The sequence below is a fragment of the Bacillus sp. AR13-1 genome (assembly GCF_008042285.1).
GTDB lineage: Bacteria > Bacillota > Bacilli > Bacillales > Bacillaceae_G > Bacillus_A > Bacillus_A mycoides.
Genome location: NZ_QNUA01000036.1, coordinates 56349 through 77359 on the forward strand (window position 1 = coordinate 56349; position 21011 = coordinate 77359).

26 protein-coding genes and 1 pseudogene are annotated in these 21011 nt (G+C 39.3%); 18 read left to right on the forward strand and 9 right to left on the reverse strand.

The window, feature by feature from the left end; genetic code table 11:
- Positions 1-10 precede the first annotated feature (10 nt).
- Positions 11-439 (reverse strand): GNAT family N-acetyltransferase, encoded by a 429-nt coding sequence (locus tag DN408_RS23305; protein ID WP_002015699.1) that lies wholly within the window; start codon positions 437-439, stop codon positions 11-13.
- A 155-nt stretch (positions 440-594) separates the two neighbouring features.
- Between DN408_RS23305 and DN408_RS23310 the strand changes: the two genes are divergently transcribed.
- On the forward strand, positions 595-1611 hold the full coding sequence (locus tag DN408_RS23310; protein ID WP_147740413.1) for a VrrB protein: 1017 nt from the start codon (positions 595-597) through the stop codon (positions 1609-1611).
- A gap of 44 nt (positions 1612-1655) precedes the next feature.
- On the opposite strand, the gene DN408_RS23315 is transcribed toward DN408_RS23310, so the two are convergent.
- From DN408_RS23315 to DN408_RS23335, 5 genes and pseudogenes are all read right to left on the reverse strand, one after another.
- Entirely contained in the window at positions 1656-2078 is a 423-nt protein-coding gene (locus DN408_RS23315) for a pyrophosphohydrolase domain-containing protein (RefSeq protein ID WP_002034433.1), read from the reverse strand.
- 98 nt (positions 2079-2176) lie between these two features.
- Complete coding sequence (locus tag DN408_RS23320) at positions 2177-2362, reverse strand: hypothetical protein (RefSeq protein ID WP_002129504.1); 186 nt, start codon at positions 2360-2362, stop codon at positions 2177-2179.
- A 90-nt stretch (positions 2363-2452) separates the two neighbouring features.
- The gene (locus DN408_RS23325; protein ID WP_016095960.1) at positions 2453-3532 is read right to left on the reverse strand and encodes a Ger(x)C family spore germination protein; all 1080 of its coding nucleotides are present in this window, start codon (positions 3530-3532) and stop codon (positions 2453-2455) included.
- Positions 3508-4602, reverse strand: a complete 1095-nt coding sequence (locus DN408_RS23330) for a spore germination protein (protein ID WP_002015704.1) — start codon at positions 4600-4602, stop codon at positions 3508-3510. Before DN408_RS23330 ends, DN408_RS23325 begins: the two co-directional genes overlap by 25 nt.
- Positions 4603-4618: 16 nt before the next feature.
- Positions 4619-6651 (reverse strand): annotated as a pseudogene (locus tag DN408_RS23335) (spore germination protein).
- A gap of 152 nt (positions 6652-6803) precedes the next feature.
- Here DN408_RS23335 and DN408_RS23340 point away from each other — a divergent pair.
- Complete coding sequence (locus DN408_RS23340) at positions 6804-7928, forward strand: homoserine O-acetyltransferase family protein (RefSeq protein WP_002129495.1); 1125 nt, start codon at positions 6804-6806, stop codon at positions 7926-7928.
- 48 nt (positions 7929-7976) lie between these two features.
- On the opposite strand, the gene DN408_RS23345 is transcribed toward DN408_RS23340, so the two are convergent.
- Positions 7977-8159 (reverse strand): hypothetical protein, encoded by a 183-nt coding sequence (locus DN408_RS23345; protein ID WP_002129493.1) that lies wholly within the window; start codon positions 8157-8159, stop codon positions 7977-7979.
- A 199-nt stretch (positions 8160-8358) separates the two neighbouring features.
- Between DN408_RS23345 and DN408_RS23350 the strand changes: the two genes are divergently transcribed.
- From DN408_RS23350 to DN408_RS23380, 7 genes are all read left to right on the forward strand, one after another.
- Entirely contained in the window at positions 8359-8664 is a 306-nt protein-coding gene (locus DN408_RS23350) for a rhodanese-like domain-containing protein (RefSeq protein WP_000141214.1), read from the forward strand.
- A 76-nt stretch (positions 8665-8740) separates the two neighbouring features.
- The gene (locus tag DN408_RS23355) at positions 8741-8965 is read left to right on the forward strand and encodes a spore germination protein (protein WP_000512595.1); all 225 of its coding nucleotides are present in this window, start codon (positions 8741-8743) and stop codon (positions 8963-8965) included.
- Positions 8966-8985: 20 nt separating this feature from the next.
- The gene (locus DN408_RS23360) at positions 8986-9309 is read left to right on the forward strand and encodes a hypothetical protein (protein ID WP_002067673.1); all 324 of its coding nucleotides are present in this window, start codon (positions 8986-8988) and stop codon (positions 9307-9309) included.
- A 121-nt stretch (positions 9310-9430) separates the two neighbouring features.
- Positions 9431-12217: a BclA-related collagen-like exosporium protein gene (locus tag DN408_RS23365; protein ID WP_147740414.1), complete on the forward strand. Its 2787-nt coding sequence runs from the start codon at positions 9431-9433 to the stop codon at positions 12215-12217.
- A 25-nt stretch (positions 12218-12242) separates the two neighbouring features.
- On the forward strand, positions 12243-12431 hold the full coding sequence (locus tag DN408_RS23370; RefSeq protein WP_002089074.1) for a hypothetical protein: 189 nt from the start codon (positions 12243-12245) through the stop codon (positions 12429-12431).
- Entirely contained in the window at positions 12415-13428 is a 1014-nt protein-coding gene (gene moaA, locus DN408_RS23375; RefSeq protein WP_016127545.1) for a GTP 3',8-cyclase MoaA, read from the forward strand. The genes DN408_RS23370 and moaA overlap by 17 nt, the downstream gene beginning before the upstream one ends.
- A 16-nt stretch (positions 13429-13444) precedes the next feature.
- Entirely contained in the window at positions 13445-14458 is a 1014-nt protein-coding gene (locus tag DN408_RS23380; protein ID WP_002067678.1) for a molybdopterin-synthase adenylyltransferase MoeB, read from the forward strand.
- A 42-nt stretch (positions 14459-14500) separates the two neighbouring features.
- On the opposite strand, the gene moaC is transcribed toward DN408_RS23380, so the two are convergent.
- Positions 14501-14986 (reverse strand): cyclic pyranopterin monophosphate synthase MoaC, encoded by a 486-nt coding sequence (gene moaC / locus DN408_RS23385; RefSeq protein WP_002129484.1) that lies wholly within the window; start codon positions 14984-14986, stop codon positions 14501-14503.
- 83 nt (positions 14987-15069) lie between these two features.
- On the opposite strand from moaC, the gene DN408_RS23390 reads away from it, so the two are divergent.
- The 7 genes from DN408_RS23390 (at position 15070) to DN408_RS23420 (ending at position 19752) form a co-directional block, all read left to right on the forward strand.
- On the forward strand, positions 15070-16359 hold the full coding sequence (locus DN408_RS23390) for a molybdopterin molybdotransferase MoeA (protein WP_002129483.1): 1290 nt from the start codon (positions 15070-15072) through the stop codon (positions 16357-16359).
- Positions 16323-16844 carry a molybdopterin-guanine dinucleotide biosynthesis protein B gene (gene mobB / locus DN408_RS23395; RefSeq protein WP_147740415.1) on the forward strand — a complete coding sequence of 174 codons (522 nt, stop codon included), beginning with the start codon at positions 16323-16325 and terminating at the stop codon, positions 16842-16844. Before DN408_RS23390 ends, mobB begins: the two co-directional genes overlap by 37 nt.
- The gene (gene moaE, locus DN408_RS23400) at positions 16841-17305 is read left to right on the forward strand and encodes a molybdopterin synthase catalytic subunit MoaE (protein WP_002129479.1); all 465 of its coding nucleotides are present in this window, start codon (positions 16841-16843) and stop codon (positions 17303-17305) included. Before mobB ends, moaE begins: the two co-directional genes overlap by 4 nt.
- A gap of 2 nt (positions 17306-17307) precedes the next feature.
- Positions 17308-17541: a molybdopterin converting factor subunit 1 gene (gene moaD, locus DN408_RS23405; RefSeq protein WP_002089064.1), complete on the forward strand. Its 234-nt coding sequence runs from the start codon at positions 17308-17310 to the stop codon at positions 17539-17541.
- Between the two features lie 99 nt (positions 17542-17640).
- Positions 17641-18063, forward strand: a complete 423-nt coding sequence (locus tag DN408_RS23410) for a DUF3888 domain-containing protein (RefSeq protein ID WP_002089063.1) — start codon at positions 17641-17643, stop codon at positions 18061-18063.
- A gap of 33 nt (positions 18064-18096) precedes the next feature.
- Positions 18097-18954, forward strand: a complete 858-nt coding sequence (glcU, locus tag DN408_RS23415) for a glucose uptake protein GlcU (protein ID WP_002129475.1) — start codon at positions 18097-18099, stop codon at positions 18952-18954.
- Positions 18955-18966: 12 nt separating this feature from the next.
- Positions 18967-19752: a glucose 1-dehydrogenase gene (locus DN408_RS23420; protein ID WP_078177741.1), complete on the forward strand. Its 786-nt coding sequence runs from the start codon at positions 18967-18969 to the stop codon at positions 19750-19752.
- A gap of 74 nt (positions 19753-19826) precedes the next feature.
- Here DN408_RS23420 and DN408_RS23425 read toward each other — a convergent pair whose 3' ends face one another.
- Complete coding sequence (locus tag DN408_RS23425) at positions 19827-20306, reverse strand: CarD family transcriptional regulator (RefSeq protein WP_002089061.1); 480 nt, start codon at positions 20304-20306, stop codon at positions 19827-19829.
- 268 nt (positions 20307-20574) lie between these two features.
- Between DN408_RS23425 and DN408_RS23430 the strand changes: the two genes are divergently transcribed.
- Together DN408_RS23430 and DN408_RS23435 are read left to right on the forward strand one after the other, a co-directional pair.
- Positions 20575-20811, forward strand: coding sequence for a DUF2553 family protein (locus DN408_RS23430; RefSeq protein WP_078177740.1), 237 nt, complete (start codon positions 20575-20577; stop codon positions 20809-20811).
- A gap of 1 nt (position 20812) precedes the next feature.
- Positions 20813-20995 (forward strand): sporulation protein Cse60, encoded by a 183-nt coding sequence (locus DN408_RS23435; RefSeq protein ID WP_000621751.1) that lies wholly within the window; start codon positions 20813-20815, stop codon positions 20993-20995.
- Positions 20996-21011 lie beyond the last annotated feature (16 nt).

Genomic DNA, 21011 nt, shown 5'->3' on the forward strand with positions numbered 1-21011 from the left:
CTCAGAGCGTTTATGCTCTGAGCTTTTTTGCGTGAAAAATAAGCTCAGGATCACCTTCATCTAAGTTTTCGATCATTCCACTACGCATAAATCCATTTGCTTTAAAAACTTTTTGCATATTTGTATTCGATTTGTTCGTTGAAGAAAATATTTTTTGAGTAGGAGAATGTCTTAACATATATGAGATTAATGAGCTTGCATGACCTTGTCTTCTTTTCGTTGGCGAAACAATGATTAATGAGAGGAAAGTATAACCAAAGAAATTTGTATCGTATGTTAGAAAACCAGAAATGGAATTGTCCTCTTTTGCAATGATGCAGGTTCCTTCATCAATAGCGTGTTTAATATAATCTCGTCTACTATCGTCTCCGATTACATCAACATCTATATGTAAGATTGAATCTAAATCGTCGATGGAAGCTTTTGCTACGTTCTCCAACGAAAACGCCTCCTTTGGAAAAATCAGTTAATTCAGTTTATCATGAATGAAGAACGAAGAAAAAGGCGCGGAATTCCCATATAGACAAACACCTATTCTTCTATAGAAAATATGATAAAAAAGGTAGGTTAAATTGAACAGAAGAGGTGAAAGGAATGAAAGGGATGGACAATAATGCACCACATGGCTTCTTCGGAGGTGGATCGGATAGTTATGGACAAATGATGTTCATGGGAGGAGATGGTCAACACGGATATGGCGGAATCCCAAGTTGGATGGGAGGAGCAGCTGGAGGATTTCCGACGTCAGTGGCGGGTGCACAAACAGGATTTCCAACGTCAGTAGCTGGAGCGCAAACAGGATTTCCGGCACTAGTAGGAGGTGCACAAGGAGGAGTTCCTGTAGGTATGCCAACTACATTCCCATCTTTCGTTGGCGGTGTACAAACAGGATTTCCTGTACCTGGCGTTGGTGTTGTAACTGGTGGGATCGGCGGATTCCCTCAAGGTGTTCACGGTCATCATGTGCATCATGAGCATCACGGCCATCACGGTCAGCATGTACATCATGAGCATCACGGCCATCATCAACACCACGGCCATCATCAACAACAAGTACATCATCATGGTCATCATCAAATTCATCCGCAGGCTGTCCTTTATCAAACACACCAAGGTCAACATCAACACCATGGTCACCAAGGCCAGCATCAACACCATGGTCATCATGGTCACCAAGGCCAGCATCAACACCACGGTCATCATGGTCATCATCAACACCACGGCCACCATCAGCAACAAGTACATCACCAAGGTCATCATCAAATTCACCCGCAGGCTGTCCTTTATCAAACTCATCAAGGTCAACATCATCACCAAGGCCAACATCATCACCAAGGCCAACATCATCACCAAGGTCAACACCATCACCAAGGTCAACACCATCATCAAGGCCAACAGCATCATCAAGGCCAACACCATCACCAAGGCCAACAGCATCATCAAGGCCAACAGCATCATCAAGGTCAACAACAGCATCAGGGTCAACAACAATACCAACAGTATCAGCAGCAACAACAGCCTTGGGCAGGTGGAATTGGAGCAGGGACGGCAGCAGGAGCAGCAGCTGGTACTGCAGGAGCAGCAGGACACGCGGGACACGTGGGTCATTAATAGACCAAAGGAAAAAAGACATAATAAAAAACTGCTAGGAGATCCTAGCAGTTTTTTTCTGCCTCTTGACGTTGGCGTTCGATTTCCGCACGAAGTTGTGGTTCCGGTGCTTGCCATCCTTCTGGTTTCATAATTTTGCCGTCGCCCTCGCGGAATCGAGGCTTTCCATCAGGGAATAGTTTTGCCATGTTAGCATTGTTTACAATTTCGAATCCTTTATCTGGACGTACGCCCATTTCTGCAAACGTTCCGAATGCAAAGTAAATAAGGTCAATAAGTGCATCATATTGATCTTCAACAGTTGTTGCTTCTAGAAATTCTTCTAGCTCTTCTTGCATAAAGCTAGCACGAATTTTTGCACGCTCTTCTGTTAGTTTTGTTGGAGTACTTGTCACAGGATGTCCGAATTCTTCATGCATTTTTGCAACAAGTTCGTATCCTTTATCTAAACCTTTTTCGTTTGTCATGTTGTTTCATCCTTTCTTACGTTATGCCGAATTTTATTGTAACATAAGGTAGTTATTAAATAAAAAGAACATCTTATGAGAAATAAGATGTTCGCTCGTTATTCTTCTTTCTTAATTAAAACGGATAAAATAAGATCGATGCCAAACATTCCGATGAGTAGCATTGGTATAACTACAAGTAAATAACGTGTGAAAGAAACATTTTTTAAGTATGTATGAGCAAATAAAAAGACGCCGAGAAATAAAATACCATTTAAAATAGGTTTTACTAATTTTTTAGACATAAGCTCCCCCGTAAATATCCCTTTTCTCTATTTAAAAATAAAAACTCCTCTTTCCGTTGTATCATGCTGGAGAGAGGAGTTCAATCATTATCATTCAATTACACCAGAATTTGTAATGTTGACAGTATATTTCACTTGAATTGGAACATCTTTATACATTCTTCGCCACTCTTCTAATTTGAATGAGCGATAATGTTGTCTATATTTTGCCCCCAGTCCAAGAGGATCAACATTTAGAGATTTAAATTGTTTAATAAGTTTTGTAGCTTTCACGTCTAATTGCTTTTCGACTGACTTAGCTATTTTTGTTGTATTTTTTTTGTTTTCTAAATTAAATTTTCTAGAGAGCTCCTGAATACGAGCTTCCATTTTCACATGAATATAGAAAGAAGGTTTTCCGTTTTTTATGTTTACTTCGTAGGTAGGGACGGAACGGATATTATTAATCATTGCATAGCCAGGATTGGTTTTAAATTCATGTGAGTCTAAGCGGTGCTTTTCTAGTAGTCCTTTGAAAACAAACATATCTTGGTACTTGATTGTTCCAACTAACTTATCCTTTTTTAAGAGACCGATACCAGTAATTTTTATTTTATCTCCATGTTTTTTCAGGATAGGCATATAAGAATCTTGTCCTTCACGGTAGTACCGAAAAGCACCTAAATATAAATTGTCAGTTGGTAAAGGGCCGGTTTCCATATTATGTTCTAACATTTTTTTTATATAAATTGCAACATTATAAGATGTACTGTATTTTCCTTTAAATAGTTCAGTACCACTTCCTTCTAATAGTCCCACATACAGTGAATTACCAATATTCACATCACGAATTAATGTGTCAAAGGAGGTGGATAATCCTTTTTTAGCAACCTTTGTTGTGAATAAGGCAACACGCATTTGACCGCTTGCGAACGGTTGCGAAGATTCTAAAGATGTATCTGCCTTTACTTGTTTTACTGCGTTTCCTGTTCCCTCATAAACTTGAACTTTATTGCCCTTTTTTTGTATAGGACAAACAAATGTAACTTTTACTTTATTATCTTTTGCTGTATCGAAGACAGTTCCTTGAATGAGTTGAACATCATCAATAATATTTTTTTGTAAGCAACCAGTTAGACTGAAGATACTGATGCAAATAAGAAGTATTAATTTTCTTTTGGTTTTTTCCATTTTCTTTTCACCCACACAATAATAAATAGAATTGGGATGTATACATATATAAGCCAAAAACTAACTTTAGATGTATTGCTAATAAAATCATTAATATCATGCCTGTTCGTTAAAAGTTGTGAAACAACTAAGGTGATAAGCATAAAGGCGATTAAAATGCTACGTTGCTTAACACGAAAGATTTCATGAGTTCCTCTAGTAGCAGCCCATAAAGGTAGAATAAAGCTCGTAACAATAACGAGAGCATAAGCGGAAATAGCAATATACTCAAGTCGCTCTATAAAAGGAAGCTTAATAACTTGTGTCATTGAAAGTTGAGACCAAATTGTTTTGAGTAGTTGTTTTTCACTAAAGAAAGTAAAAGCGAGAATAGTACTAAACAAATATAAGCAGTTAGAGAATAATGCCCCATATTGTGCGAATTTATGGGACTTCTCTGGCTCTTTAACAAACGGATAAACCATAAGAAAAATTTCAAACCCTGTCATACTATAAATAGATAGTTTGGCCGCTTTCAAAATATCGGTAAAAGAATGTGAAAACATCGGAAGTAAATTATCCCAATGTGCGAATTTCAAAATAAAAAGACTTAGAAAAAGATATCCTAAGGTCCCGCCAACAGAAATGACACAAATGCCTGTAATGACGCGGAAGCCTGATGAAATAATGTAATAACTTATTAAGCATAAAAAGAATGTGAGCATCCAGGTGGATGCACTAGGAAACATCCATACTTGAATAATTTCGACATATGTTCTAACTACAGAAATACTTACAATAAAAAAATAAGCCATAAAGATGATACTAATGCCGTTTCCTAGCCATTTCCCAAATGTTTGCCGATGTAAATCAATTAAATTTCCGTTTGTTTCTTTTAATAAGAAATACATCATCCATATAAGAATATGGATACCGATTCCTGTAATTAAAACTCCCATCCAGCCGTCGTATCCAGCTGCCTTTGCAATGATTCGAGCGAATCCGAGAACACCAGCACCAAATTGTGCACCGTGAATTAAAAAGAAAACGAAGACGGGTGATATTTGGTGTTCTGCTTTAATTTTACTCATCGATGCACCTCATTTCTTAATCATCAAAATCTGACGTATGTTTTGTAGAAATTCCATTAGTTGCTTTCTTTACGTGTTGCGGTCTTGCTTGAACATCTCGAGTATCAATCATTGTTAATGGAAAACGAATCCAAGAATCTTTAAAGGATTGTTGTCTCGTTGGATAAAAGAGAGCGTACGGCTTACGTAAAGAAGTAAGTCTAAACAAATGGGTAAATAAAAAGATAAATCCAAGAGATATACCGAAGAGCCCACCTATTTCTGCAAATGCGAGAAATGGGAAACGTAGTAAACGAACAGCGTTACCCATTTTATAAATGGGCGTAATAAAGGAAGCTAACGCTGATAAAGCAACGATAATTAATAAAATATTACTCGTTAAACCAGCTTGTACAGATGCTTGCCCAATTACAATACCGCCTACAATACCTAGTGTTTGTCCAACTTTCATTGGTAATCGCGCGCCAGCTTCTCTTAATAAATCAATCGCAAGTTCCAAGAAAAGTGCTTCTATTAAAGGGGGAAATGGTACTTGAGCCCTTGATAAAATCAATGTTTCAAGTAAGTCACTCGGAACCAATTCATAATGATAATTCAAAACTGCAACGTATAATGGAGTTGCACAAATTGAGAATAGAACAGCGATCAATCTTAAAATTCTTGAGAATGTAGCGTACAGCCAAGAAACGTTATAGTCTTCTGGTGAAATGAAAAAATCGAAATATGATACAGGCGTTAATAGGACACTTGGAGAACCATCAACAAAAATAGCGATTTTTCCATCAATAAGTGCTTTTGTGACTCTATCAGTGCGTTCTGTATTTATATAGAGAGGAAAAATTGACTTTTCACCCATTAATTCCTGTATATAAGCACTATCGTTAATTTGATCATATTCAAGAGCTCGAAGTGATTCTTCTAGAAAGTCTACATTATCTTTTTCGGCAAGGTTGTCTAAATACATCATGACAACCTTTGTTTTTGAAAACTCTCCAATAATCATCTCTTTTGTGTGTAAATCTAAAACAGGAAGACGTTTTCGTACTAAATTAATATTCGTATCAATATCTTCTACGAATCCTTCTTGTGGCCCGATAACGGTGGATTCATTTAATGGAGGAGTTGGTGCACGATAATTATCAATTGCAATGTTTGCAAGCATACATTTTTGATCTTGCTGATTTAATTGAATAATTGCATGTCCCTTTAAAACCATGTCCTCAATTTTTTGTAAGTCGTTCGTAATCGTTATACCACTCATTGGAATATGTTCTTTTAATTCTTCTAATGGAGCGCAAGGACGTTCCAAAAGAGTAGGCATTAAATACTTTTGCAATTTCTCACCATCAAGTGAAGGACGATAGTAAGAAATCCAATAAGGCATCGTGTCATCGTCAGATGTATGGTAATTAACAAAGTCACTAGACTGTTTCATCTTCTCTATTAAATCTTGTAGAGAATGAATATGGTCACTTTCTGGTTTGCTAAAGTCATAAATGCTGTTACTTCCTGAGCTTTGCTGTTTGTTTTGAGAATTATCATCTTGCTTAGAATTTTGCTGTTTGTTTTGAGAATTATCATCTTGCTTAGAATTTTGCTGTTTGTTTTGAGAAGAATCACCTTGTTTAGAACTTTGCTGTTTGTCTTGAGAAGAATCCTCTTGTTTAGAACTTTGCTGTTTGTCTTGAGAAGACCTTGCTGTTTGTTTTGAGAATTATCCTCTTGTTTAGAACTTTGTTGCTTGTTTTGAGAAGAATGCTCTTGTTTAGAATTTTGTTGTTTGTCTTGAGAATTATCATCTTGCTTAGAATTTTGCTGCTTACCTTGAGAATTATCCTCTTGTTTAGAACTTTGCTGCTTGTTTTGAGAATTATCCTCTTGTTTAGAATTTTGCTGCTTATTTTGAGAATTATCCTCAGTTTGTTCCGTACTTTTTGGCTCGCCATTCTTATCTTTGTTATGTTCCTTTTGATCATCTGGCTGTTGTTTCGAATCATCTGTCTCTTTTGTATTTGAGTTTTTTTTCTTACGTAACCAATTCCAAATCATATGTATGCCCTCTTTGATCTTGTAATATAGTGCTATTTTGTGGCTAATTTTGTATATTATTCATTTATTTATGAAAAGAAGGAGGAGATTGGTTTGTATAGAAAAAATCCTTTAGTAAGCAGTTCATAATATGACGGGAAGAAGGCGAGTCTGTGCAAATTGTAAAAAAGGAGAAGTTTGTTTTAAAAGAATTTGTGTTTGAAAATGGTAGGGGAATTCCTGTTCAAATGGGGTATGAGACGTATGGCACTTTAAATAGAGAAAGATCAAATGCGATTTTGGTTTGTCACTATTTTAGTGCAACAAGTCATGCGGCAGGAAAATATACAGAGCATGATGAGGAAGCTGGTTGGTGGGATGGATTAATTGGACCTGGAAAAGCAATTGATACAAATAAATATTTCGTTATATGCACTGATAACCTTTGTAATGTACAGGTGAAGAATCCCTACGTAATTACAACGGGACCAAAATCGATAAATCCGATGACTGGTTTTGAGTATGCGATGGATTTTCCAGTTTTCACATTTTTAGATGTAGCACGTATGCAATATGAGTTAATAAAAGATATGGGGATTGCTAGGCTACATGCTGTAATGGGACCGTCGGCAGGTGGGATGATTGCGCAGCAATGGGCTGTTCACTATCCTCATATGGTAGAGCGAGTGATTGGAGTTATTACGAATCCACAAAATCCAATTATAACGTCGGGAAATGTAGCGCAAAATGCGATTGAAGCAATTCAGCTTGATCCAAACTGGAAAGGTGGAAAGTATGGAGAAGAGCAGCCAACGAAGGGTCTTCATTTAGCAAATCGAATGATGTTTATGAATGCGTTTGATGAACATTTTTATGAAACGGCATTCCCGCGGAACAGTATAGAAATGGCACCTTATCAGGAATTTTCTGCATTAACATCATTTGAGAAAGAGATTAATAAAGTGACATGCAAAAGTATAGATTTAGTAGATGCAAATTCGTGGATGTACACTGCGAAAGCAGTCTTATTACATGATATTGCGCATGGATTTTCTTCTTTAGAAGAGGCTCTTTCTAATATAGAAGCGAATGTACTCATGATTCCGTGCAAACAAGATTTACTTCAGCCACCTCGTTATAATTATAAAATGGTAGACATTTTGCAAAAGCAAGGGAAGTACGCAGAAGTATATGAGATAGAAAGTATAAATGGGCATATGGCAGGAGCGTTAGATGTTCATTTATTTGAAAAGAAAATTTATGAGTTTTTAAACCGGAAAGTATCTAGTTTTGTGTAGGAAATAATTAATGTGGAAAGGTGCATGATTTATAGTAGGCACCTTTTTTTACATGATTTGCAGACGGAAAATATATGAAGCGATTGATAAACCGAAGAAAGCTATACTAAGTAATAGAAATAAGAATGACATTTCTTGAGGGGATTTTATCTTTTTATTATTTTTCATACTAAGAGCAATAACTGCAAAAACTAAGAAAATGATGCCCATAATGAAAAGAAAAAGTGTCATTTTAACTGGCTCCTTTCATCAAACAAGTATATTGAGGATACAATGCGTCAGTTATGTTTGTAAAGAATAAGTTTTGCTGGAAAATTGAGAAATAAATGTTCCATTCTTTGCGTTCCTTCCTTCGCGTGCTAAAATTGATGAGAAATGATTGTTTAAAGAAGAAACTGAAGGTTTTATTGTATATAAGGAGGAACTACATATGACAGAAGTAAAAACAATTACTACAGAAGAAGTGCAAGAGCGTTTAGAAAATGGAGAAACATTATTTTTAGTAGATGTAAGGGAAGATGAAGAAGTAGCGGCAGGGAAAATTCCAGAAGCTGTACATATTAAAATGGGCGATATTCCAAATAAAGTGGATTTCTTTGAGAAAGAGAATGAATATATCTTTATTTGCCGTTCGGGAATGCGTAGTGAAAATGTATGCCATTATTTAAATGAGCAAGGGTTTAAAACGGTGAATATGGTTGGCGGTATGCTTCAATATGAAGGCGAAACTAAATAAGTAGCTGCAAAAACTTGAAACGTGTTTGTTTCAAGTTTTTTTCTTTTGCATACAGTATACAAAAGGGGGAGGCGAAATGGGAATTAACATGCGTAAAGTAAAAATTATAAATAATACAGGAGCTGTTAATGTTGGCGACTGTTATGATATCTCACCTTTAGCTGTGGCAAAAATATATGCTGGTGCTGGAGGATCGAGTGCGGCTGTTTTTTTAAATGGGAAACGACAGCCAGAAGCTGTGATTAGAACATCAGTGTTTCTTCCACCATTAGCGACGAGTACACGTACATTAGGTGCATAAAGGAAAGGTAGAGTGTAAGTATGCCTGCACGTATTAAAGAATTTATTATCGTTAATAATACTGGGAATATATTTACAGGGGATAATTTGAGTGATACTTCATTTACTGCTTCGAAATCGTATAGTGGTTCAATGGGGTGCACTTGGATTGACGTTGTTACAGTAATAGGGACGGAGACGAAGCTTTGTTTACAACCGGGAGATTCGGTGACGACAACCTATACACGAGGTACCCCTGCTGGTACTGTAACGGGAACAAATATGGGGCAAGGTGCAAATGTGTCGAGTATATCGCAAGCTGTCCCTAATACAGATAATATGGATTCAGTTGCTGGACTCCCTTAAGGAATTAAGGGAGTTTTTATTATTTAGAATAAAAATAGTCTTTGAGATTGTTTTTGTAAATACATATTAAGAAGAAGAGGTTTGTTTAAAGTAAAAAAGATGGTGTGTAGGTGGTGAAAGTGTGAAAGAGCGCGATAGACAAAATTCATTAAACTCTAATTTCAGAATTTCACCGAATCTTATTGGACCTACTTTTCCTCCCGTTCCAACGGGATTTACTGGCATTGGGATTACTGGTCCAACCGGTCCACAAGGCCCGACTGGCCCACAAGGACCAAGGGGATTTCAAGGTCCGATGGGGGAGAAGGGCCCGACAGGACCTCAAGGAGTGCAAGGGATTCAAGGACCAGCTGGACAAATGGGTGCAACAGGACCAGAAGGACAGCAGGGCCCACAAGGATTAAGGGGACCACAGGGAGAAACTGGAGCGACAGGACCTCAAGGAGTGCAAGGGTTACAAGGTCCAATTGGTCCGACCGGAGCGACTGGGGCACAAGGTATACAGGGGATACAGGGATTACAGGGGCCGATTGGAGCTACCGGGCCAGAGGGACCTCAAGGAATTCAAGGAGTGCAAGGGGTACCGGGTGCAACAGGTTCACAAGGAATACAAGGAGCTCAAGGGATACAAGGCCCACAAGGACCGAGTGGAAATACGGGAGCAACAGGAGCGACTGGTCAGGGGATTAGTGGTCCGACTGGAATAACAGGTCCAACAGGGATAACTGGCCCATCTGGAGGACCTCCAGGTCCGACTGGAGCAACTGGTGCGACAGGGCCAGGAGGTGGACCGAGTGGAAGTACAGGTGCGACGGGAGCGACTGGAAATACTGGAGTAACTGGAAGTGCGGGAGTGACTGGAAATACAGGTCCGAGTGGAAGTACAGGAGAAACAGGAGCACAGGGCCTGCAAGGAATACAAGGGGTTCAAGGGCCAATTGGACCAACGGGTCCAGAAGGTCCGCAAGGTATTCAAGGTATTCCTGGTCCGACAGGAGTAACTGGTGAACAAGGAATCCAAGGGGTTCAGGGAATTCAAGGGATAACGGGGGCAACTGGAGATCAAGGTCCGCAAGGTATACAAGGGGCCATAGGACCTCAAGGTATAACAGGAGCAACAGGAGATCAAGGCCCACAAGGAATACAAGGGGTACCTGGTCCAACCGGGGACACAGGCTCACAAGGAGTCCAAGGAATTCAAGGGCCAATGGGTGATATAGGACCAACAGGCCCAGAAGGCCCAGAAGGACTTCAGGGTCCGCAAGGAATACAAGGAGTGCCAGGACCAGCTGGAGCAACAGGTCCAGAGGGCCCACAAGGAATCCAAGGAATTCAAGGACCAATAGGAGTAACAGGTCCAGAAGGCCCACAAGGAATTCAGGGAATACAAGGGATTCAAGGTATAACAGGAGCAACCGGAGCACAAGGAGCAACTGGAGTTCAAGGTGTTCAAGGGAATATAGGAGCAACAGGTCCAGAGGGCCCGCAAGGAGTGCAAGGTACTCAAGGGGATATAGGTCCAACAGGTCCAATGGGTCCACAGGGAGTTCAAGGTATCCAAGGAATTCAAGGACCGACGGGTGCGCAAGGAGTGCAAGGCCCACAAGGAATTCAAGGAATCCAAGGGCCGACAGGAGTAACTGGAGATACGGGTACAACAGGGGTGACAGGGGAAGGGACTACAGGAGCAACTGGAGTAACTGGTCCAACAGGTGTAACTGGTCCATCAGGAGGCCCAGCCGGACCGACTGGCCCAACAGGTCCATCAGGTCCGACGGGAGTGACAGGTCCATCAGGTGGACCACCTGGTCCGACAGGAGCGACAGGTGTAACGGGAGGAGTAGGAGATACGGGAGCAACAGGGGCGACGGGTGTGACCGGAGCAACTGGAGTAACTGGTGCAACCGGAGCAACGGGGCTGCAGGGTCCACAAGGAATACAAGGAGTACAAGGAGACATAGGCCCAACCGGTCCGCAAGGTGTTCAAGGTCCACAAGGGATCCAAGGTATAACGGGAGCAACGGGAGATCAAGGGCCGCAAGGAATTCAAGGCCCGCAAGGAATCCAAGGTCCAACAGGTCCTCAAGGAATCCAAGGAGGTCAAGGCCCACAAGGGATACAAGGGGCAACAGGTGCAACCGGAGCACAAGGCCCACAGGGAATTCAAGGGATACAAGGAGTGCAAGGTCCGACTGGTCCACAAGGCCCAACCGGAATACAAGGTGTGCAAGGAGAAATAGGTCCAACAGGTCCGCAAGGAGTGCAAGGTTTACAAGGTCTACAAGGCCCAACCGGGGACACAGGTCCAACAGGCCCACAAGGCCCACAAGGCCCACAAGGAATTCAAGGTCCAACGGGGGCAACAGGAGCGACAGGTTCACAAGGAATTCAAGGTCCAACGGGGGCAACAGGAGCGACAGGTTCACAAGGAATCCAAGGTCCAACGGGAGCAACGGGAGCAACAGGAGCAACAGGAGCGACCGGGGTGACTGGAGTTAGTACAACTGCAACGTATTCCTTTGCAAATAATACTTCAGGAAGTGCTATTTCCGTGTTGTTAGGCGGTACGAATATACCATTACCGAACAATCAAAATATTGGACCGGGAATAACAGTTAGTGGTGGAAATACTGTGTTTACCGTTACAAATGCAGGTAATTATTATATAGCCTACACAATTAATATAACGGCAGCTTTACTTGTAAGTTCGCGTATAACTGTAAATGGAAGTCCGCTAGCAGGAACAATAAATTCACCGGCAGTGGCTACAGGTTCATTTAATGCGACAATTATTAGTAATTTAGCTGCGGGCTCTGCTATTAGTTTACAGTTATTTGGATTACTTGCAGTGGCTACATTATCTACGACAACGCCAGGAGCTACTCTAACTATTATTAGATTAAGTTAATAAGCAAAAAAACCTTGGAACTTTTATGTTTCAAGGTTTTTTATCCCTCTATTTGTGGGCTAATAATCAGTGGGGATGGACAAAACCCCCACTGATTAAAGTTTCACTTTATTCACTTGAGCAAAAACATCGCGGTTCAAAAATATATTATAATAGAATGAAGAGAGGTATAAATTTGGCAGAAAGGGAGAGTGGCGATGCAGGAGAAGGTTAAAGATTTTTTCGGACGCCCACTTCAAGATTTACGCATCTCTGTCATTGATCGTTGTAATTTACGGTGTACGTATTGTATGCCAGCCGAAGTGTTTGGTCCTGATTATGCTTTTTTGAAAGATGAGTTTTTACTGACATTTGATGAAATAGAGCGATTAGCAAAAGTATTTGTTAGCATCGGTGTACGGAAAATTAGACTTACTGGTGGCGAACCCTTGCTCCGTAAGGACTTAACAAAACTTATCGAACGTCTCGTGAAAATTGACGGTTTAGTAGATATAGGATTAACGACAAATGCGATTCATTTAACGAAGCAAGCGAAGGCGTTAAAAGAAGCTGGGTTACACCGAGTAAATGTTAGTTTGGATGCGATAGATGATAATGTGTTCCGCGCAATTAATGGCCGGAATATGAATACGAAGCCAGTGTTAAAAGGAATTATGGCAGCGAAAGAAGCAGGCCTTGAAGTGAAAGTAAATATGGTTGTGAAAAAAGGAATGAATGATCATCAAGTACTTCCGGTTGCTACGTATTTTAAAGAACAAGGAATCACGCTTAGATTTATTGAGTTTATGGATGTTGGCAGTACGAATGGATGGAATTTTGATCAAGTTATTACGAAACGAGAATTAATTGATATGATTCATGGGGTGTATCCAATTGAGCCAGCTGAAGCTCATTATTTTGGTGAGGTTGCGAAGCGGTATCGATACGTTGGAACGAATGTAGAGGTTGGTTTTATTACCTCCGTTTCTGAGTCATTTTGTTCTTCTTGTACGAGAGCAAGAATTTCGGCAGATGGAAAGTTTTATACTTGCTTGTTTGCGACAGAAGGAATGGATTTAAGGAAACTTCTCAGGGAAAGCCTTTCGGATAATGAGTTATTAAAAGCTATACAATATGTATGGGAGAATAGAAAAGATCGATATTCAGATGAACGGACAGAAGAAAGTGCGAAAAATCGTCCGAAAATTGAAATGTCTTATATAGGAGGATAAGAAAGGGGGATGTCGTATGCAAGAGCGATATTCAAGACAAATGTTATTTTCTGGTGTTGGGGAAGAAGGGCAACGGAAAATAAGAGGGAAGCACGTGCTCGTCATCGGTGCTGGTGCGCTCGGAGCAGCGAATGCAGAAGCAATTGTTAGAGCAGGTGTTGGAAAAATTACAATTGCGGATCGTGATTATGTAGAATGGAGTAATTTACAAAGGCAACAATTATATACAGAAGAAGATGCGAAGCATTATAAGCCGAAAGCAATAGCGGCAGCAGAACATTTAAAGGCAATTAATTCCGAAGTAGAAATTGTACCGGTTGTGACTGATGTAACGGTGCAAGAAATGGAAGAGTTAATTAAAGGTGTAGATTTAATATTAGATGCGACAGACAATTTTGAAACGCGCCTTCTTATTAATGATATATCCCAGATGTATAACGTTCCATGGATATACGGAGGATGTGTTGGAAGTTACGGAGTAACTTATACAATCTTGCCAGGAAAAACGCCGTGTTTTCGATGTTTAATGGAACATCCGGCGAGCGGAGCGACATGTGATACGGCCGGTATTATACAGCCAGCAGTGCAATTAGTAGTTGCACATCAAATAACGGAAGCCTTGAAAATATTAGTAGAAGATTTTGAGGCACTTCGTGAAACGATGCTATCATTTGATCTTTGGAATAATCAACAGATGGCATTTAAAGTGAATAGGCAGAAAAAGGATACATGTTTATCCTGTGGAAAGTTACGTACATATCCGAGTTTAACATTTGAAGCACAAACGAAAACAGAAGTATTATGTGGGCGAAATACAGTTCAAATCCGTCCAGGTGTGCGTCAGGGTTTTAATTTAGAAGAAATTAAAAAGCGCTTACAAAAAAGTGTGGATGTAAAAGCAACGCCGTATTTATTATCATTTCCAGTGGAAGAATATCGTTTTGTTTTATTTACAGATGGCAGGGCGTTTATTCATGGTACGAATGATATGAATGTTGCGAAACGACTATATGCAAGATATATAGGTTGAACCTAAAGGGGAATCCTTTAGGTTCAAATGGAAAAGGTAGGATTAAGAATTTCTAATATAATCTCCATTTTTTCCGCCCGTTTTTTCAAGTAAGTACGTTTCGCCAATAATCATACCTTTATCAACGGCTTTACACATGTCATATACAGTAAGAGCGGTAGCGGAAGCGGCTGTTAAAGCTTCCATCTCAACGCCGGTACTACCTTCTGTTTTAACTTTTACTTCAATAAGTAGCCGATACTGTTCTTCTGACTGTTTCCAATCGAAAGAGACGTCAACACCTTTTAATAATAAAGGATGGCACATTGGGATAATATCAGAAGTACGTTTTGCAGCCATAATACCTGCGATTTGTGCGACGGCTAATACGTCACCTTTACCAATTTCATTGCGTGAGATTTTATCAAAAATTTCTTTTGTAACGAGAATGCTAGAGCATGCTATTGCTGTTCGAACGGTTATTTTTTTGTCACTTATATCAACCATTTTAGCGCGCCCTTGGTCGTTGAAATGTGTGAATGAAGACATGGAATTCCTCCTTGAAGTAATTGCGATTTAATATATAAAGTGTAATCGAGATTAGATATTTTGCAAATATGAGGTGAGAAACAATGGTAGAAAAACGAATCCCGATTCAAGTTGCTGAGGCTGTAGAGCGGGTTATGAAATATGCTAAGCATGGTGAAGTAGAAGAAGTTTCTATTACAGAAAGTTATGGGAGGATTCTTGGAGAGGATGTTGTCTCAGATCACGACGTTCCTCACTTTGATCGTTCTCCTTACGATGGTTTCGCAATTCGAGCAGAAGACACGAAGGAAGCGAGTCAAGAGCAGCCGATTGAATTTGAAGTAATAGGAGAGATCGGAGCAGGATCTGTTTTTACAGAAGAAGTAGGGGCTTTTCAGGCGGTTCGTATTATGACAGGAGCAGCTATTCCAGAAGATTGCAATGCAGTCGTAATGCTAGAACTGACGGAAGGATTCGAGAGGAACGAAAGTACATATATGAAGCTAAAACGTCCTTTCCAAAACGGTGACAATGTGTCATTTAAAGGAGAAGATATAAAACAAAATCAAGTCCTCGTTAAGAAAGGTGTTGTAATCAATCCAGGTGTTGCCGCATTATTAGCGACGTTTGGATATAGCACTGTGAAAGTTGTAAAACAGCCTGTTGTCGGTATTGTAACGACAGGAAGTGAATTACTAGAAGTGCATGAGGCGTTAGAGCCAGGGAAAATTAGAAATAGTAACTCTTACATGATTGCCGCTCAAATTATGAAAGCTGGCGGGAAAGTGCGTTACTATGGACAACTTGCCGATGAGTTAGATGCATGTTTTACAGCTGTTAAATCAGCGATGGATGAGGTTGATATTTTAATTACAACGGGCGGTGTTTCAGTAGGGGATTACGACTATTTGCCAGCTATTTATGAAAGGTTACAGGCGAATGTACTCTTTAATAAAATAGCGATGAGACCGGGGAGTGTAACGACAGTAGCTGAAGTTGATGGAAAGCTACTCTTTGGTTTATCAGGTAATCCGTCAGCTTGTTATGTAGGTTTCGAATTATTTGTGCATCCAATTATGAAAACGTATTTGCATGTGAAGGAGCCTCACGTATATAGAACTGATGCTATTTTACAAAAAGATTTCCCGAAACCAAATCCGTTTACTCGTTTTGTAAGAGCAAAAGCGAGTATTGTTAATGGGGCACTACAAGCGATGCCAGTCGGTTTAGATAAATCGAGTGCAGTCTCTTCACTTGCGGATGCAAATGCTTTTATCGTGCTGCCTGGAGGAACGAGAGGATTTGAAGCAGGAATGAAAGTGTCTGTATTATTGTTAGAATGCTCTGAGGGAAGTGATTGGCCGTGGACAAAGCCTCTTCAATCTTACAAATAGTAGGGTATCAAAATAGCGGGAAAACAACACTTGTAGAGAAGATGGTGCATGCATTAACTGACAGAGAAATGAAGGTTGCTACAATTAAACATCATGGTCACGGGGGCTTTCCTGAAGTAGCGCAAAAAGATAGTGAAAGACACAGAAAAGCTGGTGCTGTAGTAAGTAGTGTAGAAGGTGCCGGATTACTATCTTTGTCCTCTTTGCGAGATGAATGGTCCTTGCAAGAAATTATCCGCTTGTACGAATTTTTTGAAGTAGATACGATTTTAATAGAGGGCTATAAAGCTGAGAACTATCCGAAAGTAGTGTTACTTCGTTCTGCGGAAGACGCTGAACTTTTACATAAAGTAGAAAATATAGCGGCAGTTATTACGTGGTATGATGCTTCGTCAAATGTACGAGAAGAATATAAAGTATTTCATATAACAGAAGAAAAATTGTATATAGACTGGTTTTTACAAACGGCTAGGGGTGCAAAATGATAAATACGTATTATGAAGTAATTGATACAGAAATCTCGATTGAAGAGGTGACAAAGAAAGTAGTTCGCCGTGAATGTGGTGCTGTTACAACATTTATCGGGACAGTTAGGGAGTTTACGAAAGGGCGTCGTACACTATACTTAGAGTATGTAGCTTATAAGACGATGGCAGAAAAGATGCTACAGAAAATTGGGTCAGAAGTGAAGGAGAAGTGGCCCGGTACACATGTTGCGATTACGCATCGCATCGGCACGCTGCAAATTTCTGATATAGCGGTTGTTGTTGCTGTATCAACGCCTCATCGCAAAGAGGCTTATGAAGCGAATGAATATATTATGGAGCGTATTAAGCAAATTGTTCCAATTTGGAAAAAGGAGTTTTGGGAAGATGGTGACTCATGGATTGGTGACCAATTAGAAAAAACACCATATCCAGCAGGAGAGCCTGGGAAGGAGTTATAAATATGATTCGAGTATTGTTATTTGCGAACTTGCAAGAAGAAGCAGGAACGAGTGAATTACAAATAGAGAAAGAAAATATTACTGTTGCAGAGTTAAAAGATATTGTTGCGAAAGAATATAATGTACCAGTGTCAGCGCCAATTATGGTTGCGATTAATGAAGAGTACGCAAATGAAGATGACACGATACACACTGGTGATGTAGTTGCACTAATACCACCAGTGAGTGGTGGTTAATATTGGATTTATGCTATAAAAAACGACTTTCCTAAATAGGGAAAGTCGTTTTTTTATGGCATTTTGGAGAACACTATCTTATAGGAAAAGGAGGAAGTTATGAAAAAGATATGTGTAATGATTGCAATGATATGTTCTGTTTTTTTCTTTTCTCCAAGCAATTCTTTGGCAAAGGAATCGACGGAACAGCTTTTAGAAAGTGCGTTACTGAATCGATATTACTCGGTTATAAGGCAAGTGACAGAAGATCAATATGAATGTGACTCAGTTACAAATATAAAGCGTCTAGGCAAGAAAGATGAGTTTGTTCCTAGGTTTGAAGTTACGATACAATTTCTTACATTTCAAGGGGCACATAATCCGCCGAATGATAAAGTTACACTTACTTTGGAAGACAATTTAGATCACATAAAGATAAAGAAAGTGGAGCGAGAAAAGAATGTTTCTGGTGCTATTGTAGAAAAGATTTGTGCACGAAAAAACGAAAAAATAAAAGCTCACTCTAATGATTTAGAGCGATAACCTATGACATTTTGTAGAGAAAGGTAATGAGCGATGGATATACTTTTAGCGATTTTACCAGCTATATTTTGGGGGAGTATTGTGCTATTTAACGTGAAACTGGGTGGGGGACCGTATAGTCAAACGCTCGGTACAACGTTCGGTGCACTTATCTTCTCAATTGTTGTTTATATTTTTATGAAGCCGGTATTAACTCCGACCGTTATTGGAGTTGGAATTGTATCTGGCTTATTTTGGGCACTTGGTCAAGCGAATCAATTAAAAAGTATTGATTTAATGGGTGTTTCTAGAACGATGCCGATTTCAACAGGGCTTCAATTAGTCGCAACAACATTATTTGGGGTTATCGTGTTTCATGAATGGTCAACGACGATATCGGTCGTTCTTGGAGTTTTGGCGCTCGTTTGTATTATTATCGGGGTTATTTTAACATCGCTTCAAAGTAAAGAAGAGAAGAATGCAGAGCAAGCAGGAAATTTTAAAAAAGGAATTATTATTTTATTAATTTCAACAGTCGGTTATTTAGTTTACGTAGTAGTTATCCGGTTATTTAACGTGAACGGTTGGTCGGCTTTATTACCACAAGCGGTCGGTATGGTATTAGGCGGGATTTTACTCACATTTAAACATCATCCATTCAATAAATATGCGATTCGAAATATTCTTCCAGGATTGATTTGGGCAGCTGGAAATATGTTTTTATTCATTTCGCAGCCAAGAGTTGGGGTCGCAACAAGCTTTTCCCTTTCACAAATGGGAATTATTATTTCGACGCTTGGCGGGATTTTTATATTAGGTGAAAGGAAAACGAAGCGTCAATTAATTGGGATTGTTATTGGTATCGTTTTTATCATTGCAGCTGGAATTATGCTGGGGATTGCGAAAGGTTAAGGAGGTATTAAAATGTATAGCGATTTAGAAGGGAAAGTCGTCGTTATTACAGGATCAGCAACTGGTCTTGGAAGAGCCATGGGAGTAAGATTTGCTAAAGAGAAGGCGAAAGTTGTTATTAACTATCGCTCAAGAGAGTCAGAAGCGAACGATGTATTAGAAGAAATAAAAAAGGTAGGTGGAGAAGCGATTGCTGTAAAAGGTGATGTGACGGTCGAGGCAGATGTTGTGAATCTCATTCAATCTGCTGTGAAAGAGTTTGGTACGCTCGACGTTATGATTAATAATGCAGGGATAGAAAACGCGGTACCGTCGCATGAAATGCCGTTAGAGGATTGGAATAAAGTAATTCATACAAATTTAACAGGTGCTTTTTTAGGAAGTCGTGAAGCGATTAAATATTTTGTGGAACACGATATTAAAGGTTCGATTATTAATATGTCTAGTGTTCATGAGAAAATCCCGTGGCCATTATTTGTGCATTATGCGGCTAGTAAGGGAGGGATTAAGCTTATGACAGAAACGTTAGCGTTAGAATATGCACCAAAAGGTATTCGGGTAAATAATATTGGTCCTGGTGCAATTAATACGCCAATTAATGCTGAAAAATTTGCTGACCCGAAAAAACGTGACGACGTAGAAAGTATGATTCCAATGGGGTACATTGGAAAACCTGAAGAAATCGCAGCAGTAGCAACGTGGCTCGCTTCAGCAGAGGCAAGTTACGTAACTGGAATTACGTTATTTGCAGATGGTGGAATGACTCTATACCCATCGTTTCAAGCGGGGCGTGGGTAATATGAAAGGCCAAAGAGATTTAACTCTTTGGCCTTTTTTACGCAAAAAAAAATAGCGGTCGGCTATTTTTAAAATTAATGATTGATTGTATCTTGAAGAAATTCTGTTGCTTGATGTTCTGAAACATTCTGTACGAGCGCAACTTCACTAATAACCATTTTACGCGCATTATCTAGCATTTGTTTTTCGCTCGCATTTAATGCTCTTTCTTTATTGCGACGAAGTAAATCACGAACAACTTCTGCACTATCTTGAAGATTGCCGTTCTTCATTTTTTCCATATTCATTGTATATCTTTGTTTCCAAGAGAGTGAGGGGTCTGATTCCCCATGATGAAATTCAAGAAGTATACCATCTAACGTACCTTTATCGACGATATAACGTATACCTGATTTTTGTAATTGATTCATCGGAAGCATTACTTGCATATCTTTACTAATGATGCGTATAACACAATATTGACGCGTAGTGCCTAATATTTCTTTCTCTTCAATTGCTTCGATGATTCCTGCACCGTGCATTGGATAAACGATTTTATCACCAATTTGAAACAAATCATCCACCTCCGTATGTGGTAACTACTTTTAATGATAACATACTAGGATAAAAATGTCAAATTTTATATAATATCACATCTGATATGTTGTAGTCAATATATAAAAGTCGTTTTTTTGCTCTTATAAGTTGAATAAATAGGGGGAATTTTTTTAGAAAAATAGTACAGGCGCAGAAAGAGGGCATATCCACTTATTTTTAAGCATAAAATATAAAATCGCTAATACAATATACCTAAATCCGTTCTTTGCAAGGGAGGGATAGAAGGTGGGGCGCACAATTAGAATTGATATTACAAATAAAGTTGTAGCTAAATTTAGGCAAGATTATTTGGAATTATATACGAGTAAGTTTATGATAGGTAAGTTTTATGTCTATACTGAAGATAAACAATATGTGTTAGAAGACGGATATATATATGAAGATGGAAAGTTTTATCGCATCATAGATACGCACCGTGGCAATAAACAAGTGGCGGAGGGCTGCGATCTAGGATGGTGTTAACATGATTCGTGTGAAAGTGTTTGATGAAAGTCATGAAAAAGACTTAGAAGACGCTGTAAATGTATTTTTGAAAAAAATTGATGATAGTAACTTTGTAGATATTAAGTACCAAGTCGGTGTTTCTATTAACGATGACGAAAACCAAATTTATTGTTTTTCAGCAATGATCGTTTATAAAGCATAAAAAAGAGCTGGGTGAG